General features: G+C 71.8%; 10 protein-coding genes and 1 rRNA gene. 9 read left to right on the top strand and 2 right to left on the bottom strand.

What is annotated here, in order from left to right; all coding sequences use genetic code 11:
- Both rrf and ABT095_RS16915 read left to right on the top strand, forming a co-directional pair.
- Positions 1 to 93 (top strand): 5S ribosomal RNA (rrf, locus tag ABT095_RS16910); the annotation flags it as partial.
- Positions 94 to 155: 62 nt separating this feature from the next.
- Complete coding sequence (locus ABT095_RS16915) at positions 156 to 998, top strand: phosphatase PAP2 family protein (RefSeq protein WP_350530187.1); 843 nt, start codon at positions 156 to 158, stop codon at positions 996 to 998.
- An 89-nt stretch (positions 999 to 1,087) separates the two neighbouring features.
- On the opposite strand, the gene ABT095_RS16920 is transcribed toward ABT095_RS16915, so the two are convergent.
- Positions 1,088 to 1,645, bottom strand: coding sequence for an acetate uptake transporter (locus ABT095_RS16920; RefSeq protein WP_350530188.1), 558 nt, complete (start codon positions 1,643 to 1,645; stop codon positions 1,088 to 1,090).
- A 285-nt stretch (positions 1,646 to 1,930) separates the two neighbouring features.
- The gene (locus ABT095_RS16925; RefSeq protein WP_502884895.1) at positions 1,931 to 4,516 is read right to left on the bottom strand and encodes a SpoIIE family protein phosphatase; all 2,586 of its coding nucleotides are present in this window, start codon (positions 4,514 to 4,516) and stop codon (positions 1,931 to 1,933) included.
- A 476-nt stretch (positions 4,517 to 4,992) separates the two neighbouring features.
- On the opposite strand from ABT095_RS16925, the gene ABT095_RS16930 reads away from it, so the two are divergent.
- The 7 genes from ABT095_RS16930 to ABT095_RS16960 all read left to right on the top strand — a co-directional run bounded on the left by ABT095_RS16930 (position 4,993) and on the right by ABT095_RS16960 (position 17,027).
- A complete protein-coding gene (locus tag ABT095_RS16930; protein ID WP_502884907.1) occupies positions 4,993 to 9,492 on the top strand; it encodes a HAMP domain-containing protein in 4,500 nt (1,499 codons plus the stop codon).
- Positions 9,493 to 9,760: 268 nt separating this feature from the next.
- Positions 9,761 to 10,381, top strand: coding sequence for a response regulator (locus ABT095_RS16935; RefSeq protein ID WP_350530190.1), 621 nt, complete (start codon positions 9,761 to 9,763; stop codon positions 10,379 to 10,381).
- A 200-nt stretch (positions 10,382 to 10,581) separates the two neighbouring features.
- Positions 10,582 to 13,248 carry a DNA translocase FtsK gene (locus ABT095_RS16940; RefSeq protein WP_350530191.1) on the top strand — a complete coding sequence of 889 codons (2,667 nt, stop codon included), beginning with the start codon at positions 10,582 to 10,584 and terminating at the stop codon, positions 13,246 to 13,248.
- Between the two features lie 208 nt (positions 13,249 to 13,456).
- Positions 13,457 to 14,308: a helix-turn-helix domain-containing protein gene (locus tag ABT095_RS16945; protein ID WP_350530192.1), complete on the top strand. Its 852-nt coding sequence runs from the start codon at positions 13,457 to 13,459 to the stop codon at positions 14,306 to 14,308.
- A gap of 84 nt (positions 14,309 to 14,392) precedes the next feature.
- A complete protein-coding gene (gene rimO, locus ABT095_RS16950; protein WP_350530193.1) occupies positions 14,393 to 15,880 on the top strand; it encodes a 30S ribosomal protein S12 methylthiotransferase RimO in 1,488 nt (495 codons plus the stop codon).
- On the top strand, positions 15,877 to 16,515 hold the full coding sequence (gene pgsA, locus ABT095_RS16955) for a CDP-diacylglycerol--glycerol-3-phosphate 3-phosphatidyltransferase (RefSeq protein WP_350530194.1): 639 nt from the start codon (positions 15,877 to 15,879) through the stop codon (positions 16,513 to 16,515). Before rimO ends, pgsA begins: the two co-directional genes overlap by 4 nt.
- The gene (locus ABT095_RS16960; RefSeq protein WP_350530195.1) at positions 16,512 to 17,027 is read left to right on the top strand and encodes a CinA family protein; all 516 of its coding nucleotides are present in this window, start codon (positions 16,512 to 16,514) and stop codon (positions 17,025 to 17,027) included. The genes pgsA and ABT095_RS16960 overlap by 4 nt, the downstream gene beginning before the upstream one ends.
- Positions 17,028 to 17,248: the final 221 nt, after the last annotated feature.

Below are 17,248 nucleotides of genomic sequence, written 5' to 3' on the forward strand. Positions count from 1 at the left end.
ACGCCCGGTTACATTCCGAACCCGGAAGCTAAGCCTCACAGCGCCGATGGTACTGCAGGGGGGACCCTGTGGGAGAGTAGGACGCCGCCGAACAAATATTCCAAAATACCCCCCTCCCACTTCGGGAGGGGGGTATTTTGCGTTAACCTCTGCCAATGCAGAACCTGACGCTCACCTGGCAGTCATCCGGTGGTATCGCCGTGGCTGCCTTCGGGGCGGCCTACGCGGCTCGACGCGTCCGCCACCGCTACGCGAGGCCGGCGGCCGCGGTGCTCCGGGAGGCGGGCATCCTGCTCGTGCTGTTCACACTGTGGCAGCTGGTCGGGCACCTGTCGGTGATGAGTACCGACCATGCGCTGGACCGGGCGGACTGGATCCACCGGACGGAGCTGAAGCTCGGGTTCCCGGACGAGGCGGCCTGGCAGCGGGCGGTGGAGCCGCACCGCTGGGTGGTGACGGCGAGCAACTACTTCTACGCGACCATGCACTTCGGGGTGATGCTCGCGCTGCTGGCCTGGGTGTTCGCCCGACGCCGGGCGAGTTACCGGTGGCTGCGGAACTCCGTGGTGCTGACTACGGCGGCCTGTCTGACCGTGCAGTTCGTGCCGGTGGCGCCGCCCCGGATGCTGCCGGGGAACGGGTTCGTTGACTTGGCGGCCGAGTACGGGCAGTCGGTGTACGGGGGCGCGGTGGCCGGGGTGGTGCCGGACCAGCTGTCGGCGATGCCCTCGGTGCACGTGGCGTGGGCCGTGATCGTCGCGGTGGCCGTGGTGCGGATCGCGGTGACGCCCTGGCGGTGGCTGGTGGTGCTGCATCCGCTGGCGACCGTCTTCGTCGTCGTGGTGACGGCGAACCACTTCTGGGCGGACGGTCTGGTGGCCGTGGCTCTCCTGCTGGTCGTCTACCTGGTGCAGCACGCGTGCAGCGGCTGGCGCCGGGAGGAGACGGAGGCGGGGGCCGTGGCGGACGAGCGGGAGCGGACCCCGGTGGGCGGCTAGGACGCCGAACGGGCCGGGCCTCGTCGCTCGAGGTCCGGCCCGTTCAGCGGGTGCCGGTGACGGAAGGCTCGGTCACACGGCAGGGTCGGTCACTTCGCGGGCAGCAGTCCGCGCCGCCAGCTGCTGCCGGTCAGGGCGGAGGCCGCCCAGTACCAGGCGCAGAGGCCGGAGACCGCGGCGACCCAGGAGGCCACCTTGCCCAGGCCGCCGTTGCCGGCCAGGGTGGCGATCGCGTTGAGCAGCAGGGCGAGCGTCAGCAGCCCGTAGACGAGCCGGCTGAGGAGCCCGGAGTTCCAGCTGGCGAGCGCCAGGGTGAGAGCGAGCAGGGCCCAGAGGAGCAGGAAGAGTCCTGCGGCGTTCTTGCTGCTGCTGCCGGCCGCGGACCAGACTGCCCAGAAGGCGCCGAGACTGGTGAAAGCGGTGCCGGTGAAGCCCTCGCCGCCGCGCAGTTGCCAGAGGCCGGCGATGAAGAGGGTGAGCCCGCCGAGCAGGTGGGCGAGGGAGGCGGCGTCCTTGACTCCGGCGCCGGACAGCAGGCCGGTGCCGAGGAGACCGTAGGCGAGGAGGGTGAGGCCGAGAGCGAGGTAACCGAGGTTACCGGCGTCGGCGGAGCGGGCGTTCTGCGCCCCGGCAGCGTCGTTGCTCACCGGAGGGCTCCTTTCACTCCGTGCGCCGTCATGGCGCGTTGTACTGCGGGGTTGTGTGGGGGAGTGCGTTGCCGAGCCGGGTGCGCGGAGCCATGGCGGTGCCACGGGCGCGGTGGCTGCGGTTGAGTGAAGAACCGGCAGGAGTACGCCGGTCGGTGCCCCTCCCGGGGGAATCCCCGGTGAAAGCGGTGTACCCGCCTCCGCGCGCTTGTACCCTTGTGAATCGCACAATTTGTCCAGCCGTCAGCTGTGGAGCGGCGCCGCTGGACAGTGCGGAGCGGGCGGTCAGCGGGTGCGCTGGGTCGGCACCCGCAGGGTCAGGATGGCCATGTCGTCCGACGGAGGTTCGGGGGCGAATCGCTCGACGGCTCGCTGGACCCGGGTGGCCACCGCACCGGCGGTCAGCCCGGTGCAGCCGGTGAGGACTTGGGCCAGTCCGTCGTCGCCGAGCATCCGCAGGCCCTCCCGGCGTTCGGTCACGCCGTCGGTGACGCAGAGCAGTACCTCGCCCGGGAGCAGCACCAACTGTTCGGCCGTCAGCTCCAGTTCGTCCATCACTCCGAGCAGCGGCTGCGGTGAGGCGGCCTGGTCGACCTGGCCGTCGGTGCGCAGGCGCAGCGGGAGGGGGTGTCCGGCGCAGACCAGGGAGAGGGCGGTGCTGCCGTCCTCCTGGGGCGTCAACTCGCCGTAGAGCAGGGTGAGGAAGCGGCTGCGGGGGCCTTCGTCGAGGATGGCGGCGTTGAGCCGGGTGAGCACCTGGGGTGCGTCGAGCCCTTCGCGGGCCAGCAGGCGCAGCGAGTTGCGGGCCAGGCCGGTGACGGAGGCGGCTTCGGGGCCGGTGCCGCAGACGTCGCCGATGGCGAAACCGTAGGTGCCTTCGCGGATCGGGAAGATGTCGTAGAAGTCGCCGCCGACTTCGTTGCCCTCGCCGGCCGCCTGGTAGAAGACCTCGACCTCGACGCCGGGGATCTTGGGGAGCTCCGGTGGCAGCAGGGCGCGCTGGAAGGCCTGGCTGGTGGCGGTGCGCTCGCTGTAGAGGCGGGCGTTGTCCAGGGCGAGGGCGGCGCGGCGGGAGAGGTCCTCGGCGAGTTCGAGGATCTCCTGGCGCAGCCGCTGGCCGGTGCCGACGCCGAGGACGAGCAGGCCGATGACGCGGTTGCGGGCGGCGAGCGGGAGCACGACCGTCTCGCCGAGCAGCCCGGCGAGTTCGGGGCTGTCGGCCTGGCCGGAGGCGCGGGCGGTGTCGGCGGGGGCGGTCCAGAAGTTGGCGCCGGCGGCGCGGTCGGTGTCGGGGGCCGGGGTCTTGTCGAGCAGGGCGCGCAGCGGGTCGATCCGGTCCTCGTCCTCGTGGAGGACGAAGGCGAGGTCGGCGGCGGCGCCCTGGTCGCCGGTGGTGTAGACGGCGCACCAGGAGGAGAGGGTGGGCACGGCCATCTGGGCCATCAGGGCCAGGGTCTGCTCGTGCTCGAGGGTGCCGGCCAGCAGGTCGGAGGCCTCGACCAGGAAGGAGAGCGAGCCGCGGCGCAGCCGTTCGAGTTCGGCGAGGCGGGCGCTCTCGAGGGCGAGGGCGATCCGGTCGGCGGCGAACTGAAGGCGCAGGGCGTCCTCGTTGTCGAAGCGGCCGGGGGCTGAGGCGGCGACGCCGAGCGAGCCGGTGAGGCGGCCCTCGACCTTGAGCGGGACGGTGATGAGCGAGCGCAGGCCGCTGCCGATGAGCAGGGGCGCTGCGGTGGGGCGCACCGAGAGGTCCTCGTGCACGGCGGGCATCCGGGCGGAGTCGAAGCGTCCGGCGCCGGACTCGACCGGGATGGGGGCGAGCCGGCGGCCGGCGCTGGGCAGGCCGGTGGCGGCGCGGACCTCGAACTCGGTGTCGTCCTCGCTGGTGAGCATGAGGTAGGCGGCGTCGGCGTCGAGCAGGTCGCGGGCGCGCTCGACGATGCCCTGGAGGAGTTCGCCGAGGTCGTCGGGGATCGCGGGGCCGACCAGCAGGTCGAGCGGTTCGACGGCGGCGGGCTTGTCGAGGGCGGTGCCGGGGGAGCGCAGCAGGCCCTGGTCGGCCTCGCGGACCAGCAGGCAGACGGTGGACGGGGTGCCGTGGGTGTCGCGGACGCGGACCTGCAGGCCGTAGACGTCCAGGTGGCGGCCGTCGGCGCGGCGGACGGCGAAGGTGCCCTCCCAGCGGGCCAGGCGCAGGGTGTCGGCGAGGCTGGGGCCGCCGGCCGGCCAGTCGGTGAGTTCGGCCCAGGGGCGGCCGAGCACCTGCTCGGCGGGGTGCTGGAAGAGCGCCTGGGCGTCGGCGTTCCAGCTCTGTACCAGCCCGCTCTCGGTGAGTTGGACCACACCGACCCGTACGGGGCTCTCGGCGTCGGGGAGTTCGCCGCCGGGCAGGCTGGGCAGGGCGTACCGGGTGCCGGGCTGCTGGGCGGGCAGCGGGAGGCGGAACCAGACGGTCTTGCGGCCGGCGGAGTACTCGACGCCCCAGGTGGAGGAGAGGGCGGCGCACATCAGCAGGCCGCGGCCGCCTTCGCCGTCGGGGTCGGCGTAGCGGTCGGAGCTGGTGGGCACGTGGGCGAAGGAGGGCAGGCCGCGCTCGGGGTGGCGGTCGGTGACGCCGATCCGCAGGCTCTCCGGCTCGCGTTCGCAGCTGACTTCGGCAGCGGTGCCGGCGTGCACGACGGCGTTGGTGACCAGTTCGCTGACCAGCACGACGGCGTCGTCGACGACCTCGGGCAGGCCCCAGCCGAGCAGGGTGTCGCGGACGAACCCGCGCGCGGCGGCGGCCGACCGGCCGACCGGTTCGAAGGTGGCGGCTGCGCGCGCGGTGACCACGTGCCCACGTCTCCCATCAGTCGGTCGGTGCTGTCGGAACATTGGAGTTGCCCCAGTGGTGCCCCGGGGCAACGGTGCGTCGTCGGACCTGCTGGCGGAAGCTCTCGGGCAGATCCTGGGCCCGTGCGGCGTTCCACCCTACTTTCCGGTTGGTACCCCGTGGGGCCAGGGCGCCGAAACAGGCACCAGAGGGTGATTCTGGCCACGAGTTTGCCCCGTGCGGCGTTCCACCCTGTGCAAGCGGACGGACACGCGGCGCGAAGGCTGCCAGACTGGGGGGTCCGCCGCACCCGGCGTACGGCGTACGGTCGGTACAACACCGGAGCGGTGCGCACTAGTCACGATGTGGGAGGGCCCCGTTGAGTTCGGCCACCAAGGACGTACCCGGTACGACTCCGGCGCCCGTACGCGGCGCCCGGGGGGCGGCTGCCCCCCGGGGCGGTGCCGGGCGGCGCCCGAACCACAACCGTGGCGCCGAGCCGGCCGATCTGCGCAAGCTGCTCGCGGCGCTGACCGCGATGCGGGACGGCAACTTCCGCCGCCGGCTCACCGTGCCGGGGGACGGCCCGCTGGCCGAGATCGCGGCGGTCTTCAACGAGGTGGCCGAGCGCAACCAGCACCTGACGGGTGAACTCGCCCGGGTGCGCCGGGCGGTGGGCCGCGAGGGGCGGCTCTCGGAGCGGCTGGAGAGCGGGGTCGGCGAGGGCGCCTGGATGGCGGCCGTCGACAACTGCAACGCGCTGATCGACGACCTGGCCCGGCCGATGGCCGAGGTCGGCCGGGTGCTGAGCTCGATCGCCGAGGGTGACCTGGACCAGCGGATGGAGCTGCGCTCGATCCACACCAGCGGGGCCAGCCACCCACTGCGCGGCGAGTTCCTGAAGGTCGGCCGTACCGTCAACGGGCTGGTGGACCAGCTGTCGGAGTTCACCGACGAGGTGACCAGGGTCGCCATCGAGGTGGGTACCGAGGGCAAGCTCGGTGGCCAGGCCCGGGTGCGCGGGGCGACGGGCAGCTGGAAGGAGCTCGCCGACTCGGTCAACACCATGGCCGGGCGGCTGACCGCCCAGGTGCGCAACATCGCCGAGGTGACCACCGCGGTGGCCAAGGGCGACCTGTCGCACAAGGTCACGGTGGACGTCGCGGGCGAGATGCTGGAGCTGAAGAACACCGTCAACACGATGGTGGACCAGCTCAACGGCTTCGCCGCGCAGGTGACCAGGGTGGCCCGTGACGTGGGCACCGAGGGCCGCCTGGGCGGCCAGGCGTTGGTGCCGGGCGTGGCCGGGGTGTGGCGTGACCTCACCGACTCGGTGAACTTCATGGCCAACAACCTGACCGCCCAGGTGCGGAACATCGCCCAGGTGACCACGGCGGTGGCCAAGGGCGACCTGTCGCAGAAGATCGAGGTCGACGCCCGGGGCGAGATCCTGGAGCTGAAGAACACCGTCAACACGATGGTCGACCAGCTGGGGGCCTTCGCCGACCAGGTGACGCGGGTGGCCCGCGCGGTCGGTACCGAGGGTATCCTGGGCGGCCAGGCGCAGGTGCCGGGCGTGGCCGGGGTGTGGAAGGACCTCACCGAGAACGTCAACTCGATGGCGAACAACCTGACCAGTCAGGTCCGCAACATCGCCCAGGTGACCACGGCGGTGGCCAAGGGCGACCTGTCGCAGAAGATCCAGGTCGACGCCCAGGGCGAGATCCTGGAGCTGAAGAACACCATCAACACCATGGTCGACCAGCTCGGGGCCTTCGCCGACGAAGTCACCCGGGTCGCCCGGGACGTGGGTACGGAGGGCATCCTCGGCGGCCAGGCGAGCGTGCCCGGCGTGGCCGGGATCTGGAAGGACCTGACCAACAGCGTCAACCTGATGGCCAACAACCTGACCAGCCAGGTGCGCAACATCGCCGAGGTGACCACCGCGGTGGCCCGCGGCGACGTCTCCAAGAAGATCACCGTCGACGCTCGCGGCGAGATCCGCGAGCTGGTGATGACCGTCAACACGATGGTCGACCAGCTCTCCGCGTTCGCGGATGAGGTGACCCGGGTCGCCCGCGAGGTGGGCACCGAGGGCAACCTCGGCGGTCAGGCCCGGGTGAGCGGGGTCTCCGGCATCTGGCGGGACCTGACCGACAACGTGAACTTCATGGCGTCCAACCTGACCAGCCAGGTGCGCAACATCGCCGAGGTCGCCACCGCGGTGGCCCGCGGTGACCTCTCCAAGAAGATCACCATCGAGGCCCAGGGCGAGGTCGCCGCGCTCGCCGGCACCCTCAACACGATGGTCGACCAGCTCTCCGCCTTCGCCGTCGAGGTGACCCGGGTCGCCCGCGAGGTGGGCACCGACGGCACGCTGGGCGGTCAGGCCGGGGTGCCGGGTGTGGCCGGGATCTGGAAGGACCTGACCGACAACGTCAACCTGATGGCCAACAACCTGACGGGCCAGGTCCGCAACATCGCCCTGGTGATCACCGCGGTGGCCCGCGGCGACCTCTCGCAGAAGATCGACGTGGACGCGCGCGGCGAGATCCTGCAGCTCAAGACCAGCATCAACACCATGGTCGACCAGCTCGGCGCCTTCGCCGTCGAGGTGACCCGGGTCGCCCGCGAGGTCGGCACCGACGGCACCCTGGGCGGCCAGGCCCGGGTGCCCGGGGTGGACGGCACCTGGCAGGACCTCACCGAGTCGGTGAACGAGCTGGCCAACAACCTGACCCGGCAGGTGCGCGCGATCGCCCAGGTCGCCGCCGCCGTGACCAGGGGAGACCTGAGTCTGCGCATCGACGTCGACGCCTCGGGCGAGATCGACGAGCTCAAGGACAACATCAACCAGATGGTGGCCAACCTCCGGGAGACCACCCGCACCAACATGGAGCAGGACTGGCTGAAGTCCAACCTGGCCCGGATCTCCGGTCTGCTCCAGGGCCGTCGTGACCTGGAGGCCGTCGCCTCGCTGATCATGACCGAGCTGACCCCGGTGGTCTCCGCCCAGCACGGCGCCTTCTTCCTGGCCCAGCCGGCCGGGCGGAGCGCGGAGCCGGTCACCGAGGATGACGACGAGAACGACACCGTGCTGCGCCTGATCGGCTCCTACGGCTACCAGCGCCGCACCATGCCGACCACCTTCCGCCCCGGCGAGGGCCTGGTCGGCCAGGCGGCGGTGGAGAAGCGCCCGATCATCCTGCGGGAGACCCCGCCCGGGTACCTCAAGATCGCCTCCGGCCTCGGCGAGGCCGCGCCCGCGCACGTGGTGGTGCTGCCGGTGCTGTTCGAGGGCCGGCTGCTCGGCGTGATCGAGCTGGCCACCTTCAGCTCCTTCACCACCGTCGCGCTGGACTTCCTCAACCAGATCGCGGACCTGATCGGCGTGACCGTCAACACCATCAGCGTCAACACCAAGACCGAGGGCCTGCTGCTGGAGTCCCAGCGGCTGACCGCCGAGCTCTCGATGCGCTCGGCCGAGCTGGAGGCCCGGCAGGAGGAGCTGGAGCGCACCAACGAGGAGCTGCAGGAGAAGGCCGAGCAGCTGGCCCAGCAGAACCGTGACATCGAGATCAAGAACAGCGAGATCGAGGAGGCCCGGCAGATCCTGGAGGAGCGCGCCGAGCAGCTCGCCCTCGCCTCGCGCTACAAGAGCGAGTTCCTCGCCAACATGTCGCACGAGCTGCGCACCCCGCTCAACTCGCTGCTGATCCTGGCCAAGCTGCTCTCCGACAACAACGAGGCCAACCTCTCGCCCAAGCAGGTCGAGTTCGCCGAGACGATCCACGGCGCGGGCTCCGACCTGCTCCAGCTGATCAACGACATCCTCGACCTCTCCAAGGTCGAGGCGGGCAAGATGGACGTCCGCCCGGCCAAGATCGCGCTGGTCCAGCTGGTCGACTACGTGGAGGCCGCCTTCCGGCCGCTCACCGCCGACAAGAACCTCGACTTCGCCGTGGTGGTCTCGCCCGAGCTGCCCGTCACCCTGCACACCGACGAGCAGCGGCTCCAGCAGGTGCTGCGCAACCTGCTCTCCAACGCGGTGAAGTTCACCGACTCCGGCGCCGTCGAGCTGCGCATCCGCCCGGCGAACGGCGGGGTGCCGCAGCACGTCCGCGAGCAGATGCTGGAGAGCCGCTCGATCGCCGACCCGGACGAGCCGCTGATCGCCTTCTCGGTCTCCGACACCGGCATCGGCATCCCGGACAACAAGCTGCGGGAGATCTTCGAGGCGTTCAAGCAGGCGGACGGCGGCATCAGCCGCAAGTACGCCGGCACGGGCCTCGGGCTGTCGATCAGCCGGGAGATCGCCCGCCTGCTCGGCGGCGAGATCCACGCCGAGAGCGAGCTCGGCCGGGGCTCGACCTTCACCCTCTACCTGCCGCTGCGCAGCGAGGCGCCGGACGTGGTGCAGCTGGAGCGCCCGGCCGGGCCGGCGGTACGGGCCGTGGTCGCCGTGACCCCGCTGGGCACCCCCGTACCGATCGGGGAGAACCCGGCCGAGCACTGGGCCCAGGAGGTCCGCGAGCTGGCCCAGGAGCGCCGCCGGGGCGCCGCCGAGCGCTGGCGCGCGGAGGAGGAGAACCGCGAGGTGCCGGCCGCCCGGCACACCTCCGAGACGGCGGCCCCGCACCAGACGAACGGTCAGGGCCGGTTCAGCGGTGAGCAGGTGCTGATCGTCGACGACGACGTCCGGAACGTCTTCGCGCTCACCAGCGTGCTCGAGCAGCACGGCCTGACGGTGCTGTACGCGGAGAACGGGCGTGAGGGCATCGAGGTGCTCGAGCAGCACGAGGACGTGGCCCTGGTGCTGATGGACATCATGATGCCGGAGATGGACGGCTACGCCACGACCGAGGCGATCCGGCGGATGCCGCAGTTCTCCGGGCTGCCGATCATCGCGCTGACCGCGAAGGCGATGAAGGGCGACAAGGAGAAGAGCCTGGCCGCCGGGGCGAGCGACCACGTCACCAAGCCGGTGGAGACCGACCACCTGCTGGCGGTGATGCGGCACTGGCTGCCGGTGAAGTGACGGCTGTGGGTGGTGTGACATCCGGCGGCCGAGTGACGCTTGGTCAGTGGGGAGCGCTCGGTTGTGCGCGCGCTTTCCCGCGCCCCCCGTCGTCACCTGGTCCTGGTAAGGTCACCCAATGTCGCAGGCTGTGAACAGTCGGTTACCTGGCGTCCGGGTTCCCGTATCGCGACACGGCGGGGGAGGGGGTGCGGCTAGCATGACCGGGGCAGTGATGGGTGGTGCGCGAGTGCCGTCCCTCGGAAGACAACCGGCAGGAGGGCGGGTCGTGGTGCAGAAGGCGAAGATCCTCCTGGTGGACGACCGCCCGGAGAACCTGCTGGCGCTGGAGGCGATCCTCTCGGCGCTGGACCAGACGCTGGTACGGGCCGCCTCCGGTGAGGAGGCGCTCAAGGCGCTGCTCACCGACGACTTCGCGGTGATCCTGCTCGACGTCCAGATGCCCGGCATGGACGGGTTCGAGACCGCCTCGCACATCAAGCGTCGCGAGCGCACCCGGGACATCCCGATCATCTTCCTGACGGCGATCAACCACGGGCCGCACCACACCTTCCGCGGGTACGCGGCGGGTGCGGTCGACTACATCTCCAAGCCGTTCGACCCGTGGGTGCTGCGCGCCAAGGTCTCGGTCTTCGTCGACCTGTACGTGAAGAACTGCCAGCTGAAGGAGCAGGCGGCCCTGCTGCGGCTCCAGCTGGAGGCGGGCGAGCAGCTCGGTGGCGGCCTCCTCGGCGAACTCTCGGCCCGGCTGGCCTCGGTCGAGGAACAGGCGGAGGCCCTCGCCAAGCAGCTCGACGACACCCCGGACGCCGCCCTGGCCGCCACGGTGGCCCACCTGGAGCGCCGCCTGACGGCCTTGCGGCAGGCTTTGGAAGCCCTGAAACCGTAAGTTGCACTGTCCAGGGGCGCGGGGAACTGCGCGGGTACGGAAGATGACGGCCTGTCGCCTCCCGCAGTGCGCAGTTCCTCGCGCCCCTGGACAGTGCAACTGGATCTCTGCGAAACCTGGCAGGTCGCCTCTCCCGACCTCGCGCAGTTCCCCGCGCCCCTGGGCGTTGCATCTGGATGCCGCGGGTAGGCTGCTGACTCATGGCCACACGTTCGCCCGGAAGCGCCGCTCGTAACCCGAAGCCCGGGCCGGCCAAGAAGGCCCCCGCCGCCAAGAAGGCAGCCCCGCCTGCGAAGAAGGCGGCGCCTGCCAAGCGGGCTCCGGCGAAGAAGGCGGCGGCCCGGCCGCCCGCCGCTCCGCCGCCGCCGGCTTCCCGGCCGATACTCTTCCGCGCCGTCCGGGCCGTGTGGCTCGGCCTCGCGCACAGTGTGGGGGCGATGTTCCGGGGCTTCGGCGACGGCGCGCGGAACCTGCATCCGGACCACCGCAAGGACGGCGTCGCGCTGCTGCTGCTGGCGCTCGGGCTGGTGACGGCGGCCGGGACGTGGTTCAGCCCGCAGGGGTGGCTGGGCGAGGCGGCGACCAACGTGGTGTCCGGGCTGTTCGGGCGGCTCGACGTGCTGGTGCCGTTCCTGCTGGTGGGGGTGGCCGTCCGGCTGATGCGCCACCCCGAGCTGCCGGAGGCCAACGGCCGGATCGCGGTGGGGCTGAGCGCCCTGGTGCTCGGCGTGCTCGGCCTGGTGCACATCGGGTGCGGCGCGCCCGTGATGGGCAGCGGCGCCACCCGGATAAGGGCGGCCGGCGGCATCCTCGGCTGGGCCGCCTCCACCCCGATGATGGCTGCCGCCGGCCCGCCGCTGGCGGTGCCGCTGCTCCTGCTGCTCACCTTCTTCGGCCTGCTGGTGGTCACCGCCACGCCGGTCAACCGCATCCCCGAGCGCCTGCGCCACCTCGGCGAGCGACTGGGCGTCGTCGAGCCCGGCTACGTCGAGCCGGAGTACGCCGAGGAGCGCGAGTACTCCACCGCGCCGCCGGAGGACGCCGACCCGTCGGCCCTGCCGCACACCGTCGAGGGCGACCCCGAGGACGAGGTGGCCGCCCGGCGCCGGCGCCGCCGCAAGAAGCAGGACGACCCGCAGGAGCTGCCCGCCGCAGCCGTGGACATGTTCAAGAAGTCCGACGACCCGTTCCAGACCAGGGACATCGCGGCCGGGGTCGCCGCCGACCTGGACGGCGCGCTGCTCTACGGGGTGCCCGCCTCCCCGGCGGTGGCGAGCATGATGCACCAGGTGCAGGACTTCACGGCCGCCCCGGAGGAGCCCGCCGTGCCGGGCGCCCGCAGCGGTGGTGCGCCGGAGCACACCCCCGCCCCGCCACGGATGGAGCAGCTGCAGCTCTCCGAGGGCATCACCTACGCGCTGCCCTCGCTGGACCTGCTGGAGCGCGGCGGCCCGGGCAAGACCAGGAGCGCGGCCAACGACGAGGTGGTGGCGCAGCTCAGCGGCGTCTTCGCGGAGTTCAAGGTGGACGCGCGGGTCACCGGCTTCACCCGGGGTCCGACGGTCACCCGGTACGAGGTCGAGCTCGGGCCCGCGGTCAAGGTCGAGCGGATCACCGCGCTGGCCAAGAACATCGCGTACGCGGTGGCCAGCCCGGACGTGCGGATCATCAGCCCGATCCCGGGCAAGTCCGCCGTCGGCGTGGAGATCCCCAACGCGGACCGCGAGATGGTCAACCTCGGCGACCTGCTGCGCTCGCGCACGGCCGCCGAGGACTCGCACCCGATGGTCGTCGGCATGGGCAAGGACGTCGAGGGCCACACCGTGATGGCCAATCTCGCCAAGATGCCGCACATCCTGGTCGCCGGTGCGACCGGCGCGGGCAAGTCCTCCTGCATCAACTGCCTGATCACCTCGGTGCTGGCCCGGGCCACCCCGGACGAGGTGCGGATGGTGCTGGTCGACCCCAAGCGGGTCGAGCTCACCGCGTACGAGGGCATCCCGCACCTGATCACGCCGATCATCACCAACCCGAAGAAGGCCGCCGAGGCGCTGCAGTGGGTGGTCCGCGAGATGGACCTGCGCTACGACGACCTGGCCGCCTTCGGCTTCCGGCACGTGGACGACTTCAACGCGGCGGTGAAGGCCGGCAAGGTGACGCCGCCGCTGGGCAGCGAGCGCGAGCTGAAGCCGTACCCGTACCTGCTGGTGATCGTCGACGAGCTGGCCGACCTGATGATGGTCGCCCCCCGGGACGTCGAGGACTCGGTGGTGCGCATCACCCAGCTCGCCCGGGCCGCCGGCATCCACCTGGTGCTGGCCACCCAGCGGCCCTCGGTGGACGTGGTGACCGGTCTGATCAAGGCCAACGTGCCCTCCCGGCTGGCCTTCGCCACCTCCGCGATGGCCGACTCCCGGGTCATCCTGGACCAGCCCGGCGCCGAGAAGCTGATCGGCAAGGGCGACGCGCTCTTCCTGCCGATGGGCGCGGGCAAGCCGGTCCGGATGCAGGGGGCGTTCGTCACCGAGGCGGAGATCGCCAAGATCGTCCAGCACTGCAAGGACCAGCTGAGCGCCGTCTACCGGGAGGACGTGACGGTCGGCGGCGGGCCGAAGAAGGAGATCGACGAGGAGATCGGGGACGACCTGGACCTGCTGATCCAGGCCGCCGAGCTGGTCGTCTCGACCCAGTTCGGCTCGACCTCGATGCTCCAGCGCAAGCTGCGGGTGGGCTTCGCCAAGGCGGGCAGGCTGATGGACCTGATGGAGTCCCGGGGCATCGTGGGGCCCAGTGAGGGCTCCAAGGCACGCGACGTGCTGGTCACCCCGGAGGAACTGGACGGGGTCATCCTGACGCTGCGGGGGTGACTCGGCGGCGTCTGAGTCGTTCGGAGCAGGGGAGGCGTGGAACCGGCCGGTCAGGGCCACGCGTCCTCCGCGCGGAGCGGGGGCTGACCAGCTGTCAGCGGAGCGGGCCGTCAGGTGCCCGTTCGGGCCCGCTCCGCTTGAGAAAGGCCCGGCCCCCGCCCCTAGACTGTCTTCTCAGCAGGTGGCCAACGCTCGAAAGGCGCGCCCAGTGACCATCGGCAAGTCCCCCCACCGAGACAACCGCCGATCCCTCGCCCCCGCCGAGGGTGCCGTGGCCGAGCCCGCCGCCCAGGCCGCGAGCATCGGCTCCGTCCTGTCCGCCGCCCGGCTGCGCGCCGGGCTGACAGTGGACCAGGTCAGCACCAGCACCCGCGTCCGGGTGCCGATCGTGCATGCGATCGAGGAGGACGACTTCGGCCGCTGCGGCGGCGACTTCTACGCCCGGGGTCACATCCGGGCGATCGCCAAGACGGTGGGGGTGGACGGGGACGCCCTGGTCGCCCAGTACGACGCCGCGCACGGCGGCGGCCCGGTCACCCAGCCCCGGGCCCAGCTGCTCGACACCGGCCCGATCAAGATCACCGATCACCGGCGGCCGAACTGGACCACCGCGATGGTCCTGGCGATCGTCGCCGTGGTCGGCCTGATCGGCTTCAACCTGGTCTCCGGCACCCCCAGCCGCTCCACCACGGCGGGCGCCGCCAGCACCCCGCTGCCGACCGCCTCCGCCCCGGCCACCCCCTCCGCGCAGCCGCCCGCCCCCGCGCCGAGCATCGCGGCGATCGCGGCGGCCCCGGCCGACAAGGTCACCGTCAAGCTGGTCGCCGAGAAGGACACCAGCTGGATCTCGGCCCTGGACAGCAAGGGCAAGTCGCTGTTCCAGAACAACCTGGACCAGGGCAAGGACCAGACTTTCACCGATCCCAAAGAGATCAAGCTGGTGATCGGCAACGCGGGCGCCGTGCACGTGTACGTCAACGGCAAGGACCTCGGCGCCGCAGGTGAGGACGGTCAGGTGGTGCACCTCACGTACACCCCGGGAGACCCGCAGGCAGGCTGATCGGGGCCCGGCCGGGGCCGGTGGAACGAGGCGCGCGGACTCCGGGGCAAACGGACCCGGGGCCCGCGCGTTAATCTTGGCGTCATGCCTGAACGCCGTACAGTCGCCCTTGTCACGCTCGGATGCGCCCGCAACGAGGTGGACTCCGAGGAACTCGCCGGGCGTCTGGAGGCCGACGGCTGGCAGCTCGTCGACGACGCCGCCGACGCCGACGTCGCCGTCGTCAACACCTGTGGCTTCGTGGAGGCCGCCAAGAAGGACTCCGTGGACGCCCTCCTGGAGGCCAACGACCTCAAGGGGCACGGCCGCACCCAGGCCGTGGTCGCCGTCGGCTGCATGGCCGAGCGCTACGGCAAGGAGCTGCAGGACGCCCTGCCCGAGGCCGACGCGGTGCTCGGCTTCGACGACTACGCCGACATCGCCGGCCGCCTGCAGACCATCCTGGCGGGCGGCCACGTGGAGGCGCACACCCCGCGCGACCGCCGCAAGCTGCTCCCGCTCACCCCGGTCGAGCGCCAGGCGGCCGCCGCCGAGGTCGCGCTGCCCGGCCACGGTGCTCCGGAGGACCTGCCCGAGGGCATCGCGCCCGCCTCCGGCCCGCGCACCCTGCGCAAGCGCCTGGACGACAACCCCGTCGCCTCGATCAAGCTCGCCTCCGGCTGCGACCGCCGCTGCTCCTTCTGCGCCATCCCCGCCTTCCGCGGCTCCTTCATCTCCCGCCGCCCCTCGGACGTGCTGCAGGAGGCCCAGTGGCTGGCCGGGCAGGGCGTGCGCGAGGTCGTGCTGGTCAGCGAGAACAACACCTCCTACGGCAAGGACCTGGGCGACATCCGCCTGCTGGAGACCCTGCTGAGCGAGATCGCGGCCGTCGAGGGCATCGAGCGGGTGCGGGTCAGCTACCTGCAGCCCGCCGAGATGCGCCCCGGCCTGATCGACGTGATGACCGGCACCCCGGGCGTCGTGCCCTACTTCGACCTGTCCTTCCAGCACTCGGCCCCGGCCGTGCTGCGGAAGATGCGCCGCTTCGGCAACACCGAGCAGTTCCTGGAGCTGCTCGGCACCATCCGCGGCAAGGCCCCGGAGGCCGGCGCCCGCTCGAACTTCATCGTGGGCTTCCCCGGGGAGACCGAGGAGGACTTCGCGGAGCTGGAACGGTTCATCACCGGTGCTGGCCTGGACGCGATCGGCGTCTTCGGCTACTCCGACGAGGACGGCACCGAGGCCGCGACCTTCGACGGCAAGCTGCCGCAGGACGTGGTGGACGAGCGCGTCACCAAGCTCTCCCGCCTGGCCGAGGAGCTCACCGCCCAGCGGGCCGAGCAGCGGATCGGCACCGAGGTGACCGTGCTGGTCGAGTCGGTGGAGGACGGCGTGGTCGAGGGCCGCTCGGCCCACCAGGCCCCCGAGACCGACGGCCTGACCACCCTGCTCGGCGTCGAGCAGCCGGTGATCGGCCGCTACTACCGCGCCAAGGTGGTCGCCACCGAGGGCGTGGACCTGGTGGCCGAGCTGGTCGGCGCCCCCGAGGACGCGTACACCGCCGCTACGGAGCAGGCCGGGAGCGGGGAATGACCAAGGGGCCCGGCGCCCCGGCCGCGGCCCGCCCCGGCAGACCCGGGGCGGCGCTGCCTCCCCAGGCCGGAATCTGGAACATCGCCAACATGCTGACGATGCTCCGGCTGCTGCTCGTACCGGTCTTCGTCCTGCTGCTCTTCGCGGGCGGCGGGCACGACCCGAAGTGGCGTTCGGTGGCCTGGGCCTCCTTCGCCGTCGCGATGATCACCGACCTGTTCGACGGCGAGCTGGCCCGGCGCAAGGGCCTGGTCACCGACTTCGGCAAGATCGCCGACCCGATCGCCGACAAGGCGATCATGGGTTCGGCGCTGATCGGCCTCTGCGTGCTCGGGGACCTGCCCTGGTGGGTCACCGTGGTCATCCTGGCCCGCGAGCTCGGCATCACCCTGCTGCGCTTCTGGGTCATCCGTTTCGGTGTCATCCCGGCCAGCCGGGGTGGCAAGCTGAAGACACTCACCCAGGGCATCGCGGTCGGCATGTACGTCCTGGAGCTGACCGGCTGGCTCGCCACCGGGCGGGCCGTCCTGATGGGTCTCGCGGTGCTGCTGACCGTCGGCACCGGTCTCGACTACGTGGGCCAGGCGCTCCGGCTGCGGCGGGAGGGGCTGGCCAAGGCTCGGGAGGGCCGATGACCGAGGTGCTCGCCGCGCGGGTGCAGGAGCTGTTGAAGGAGCGCGGCGAGACGCTCGCCGTCGCGGAGTCGCTGACCGGCGGGCTGCTGGCCGCCGCCGTGGTGGACGTGCCCGGGGCCTCGGCGGTCTTCCGAGGGTCCGTCACCGCGTACGCCACCGAGGTGAAGGCCTCGGTACTGGGCGTGGACGAAGGCCTGCTGGCCGTGCGCGGCGCGGTCGACCCGGTGGTGGCCCGTCAGATGGCCGCCGGGGTACGACGGCTGCTCGGCGCCACCTACGGCCTCGCCACCACCGGGGTGGCCGGGCCCGATCCGCAGGACGGACAGCCCGTCGGCACCGTGCACCTGGCCTTCGCCGGGCCCGCCGGCAGCGTCGCGCTGACGCCGGAGCTGCCGGCCGAGGCGCTGTCACAGGGGCGTGCGAGCATTCGCCAGGAGGCGGTGCGGCGGGTCCTGGAGCTGTTGCTGGCCGAGCTGGCGCGGCCGGTGACGGCCGGAGAGCTGACGGACTAGCCGCGGATCGTGGCGCGGCCCCGGCGCCCGGTTTGCGCCGGTGTGAGCCCTTAGCGCCTCCGGGGCCCGTGCGTGGGGGGAGTTGAGCTTTTCCCACGGAGTTTTCCTGAATTCGAGCTGAACTGACTGCCTTGACAGGAGGATGGTGTTACACCGAAGGGTCCAGCTGGGCAGAAACCAGGTGGGCAGGGGCGGTCGGACGGATCCGGCGGGTCCGGCGG

The sequence above is a fragment of the Kitasatospora sp. NPDC002227 genome (assembly GCF_040296285.1).
Taxonomy (GTDB): Bacteria; Actinomycetota; Actinomycetes; order Streptomycetales; family Streptomycetaceae; genus Kitasatospora.

Bases quoted from the DNA above. Each gene is read 5' to 3' on its own strand.
- ABT095_RS16930 (WP_502884907.1), top strand. From the start codon at position 4,993: ATGCGGGACGGCAACTTCCGCCGCCGGCTCACCGTGCCGGGGGACGGC.
- ABT095_RS16915 (WP_350530187.1), top strand. From the start codon at position 156: ATGCAGAACCTGACGCTCACCTGGCAGTCATCCGGTGGTATCGCCGTG.
- rimO (WP_350530193.1), top strand. From the start codon at position 14,393: ATGCCTGAACGCCGTACAGTCGCCCTTGTCACGCTCGGATGCGCCCGC.
- ABT095_RS16925 (WP_502884895.1), bottom strand. From the start codon at position 4,516: ATGTTCCGACAGCACCGACCGACTGATGGGAGACGTGGGCACGTGGTC.
- ABT095_RS16940 (WP_350530191.1), top strand. From the start codon at position 10,582: ATGGCCACACGTTCGCCCGGAAGCGCCGCTCGTAACCCGAAGCCCGGG.
- ABT095_RS16960 (WP_350530195.1), top strand. From the start codon at position 16,512: ATGACCGAGGTGCTCGCCGCGCGGGTGCAGGAGCTGTTGAAGGAGCGC.
- pgsA (WP_350530194.1), top strand. From the start codon at position 15,877: ATGACCAAGGGGCCCGGCGCCCCGGCCGCGGCCCGCCCCGGCAGACCC.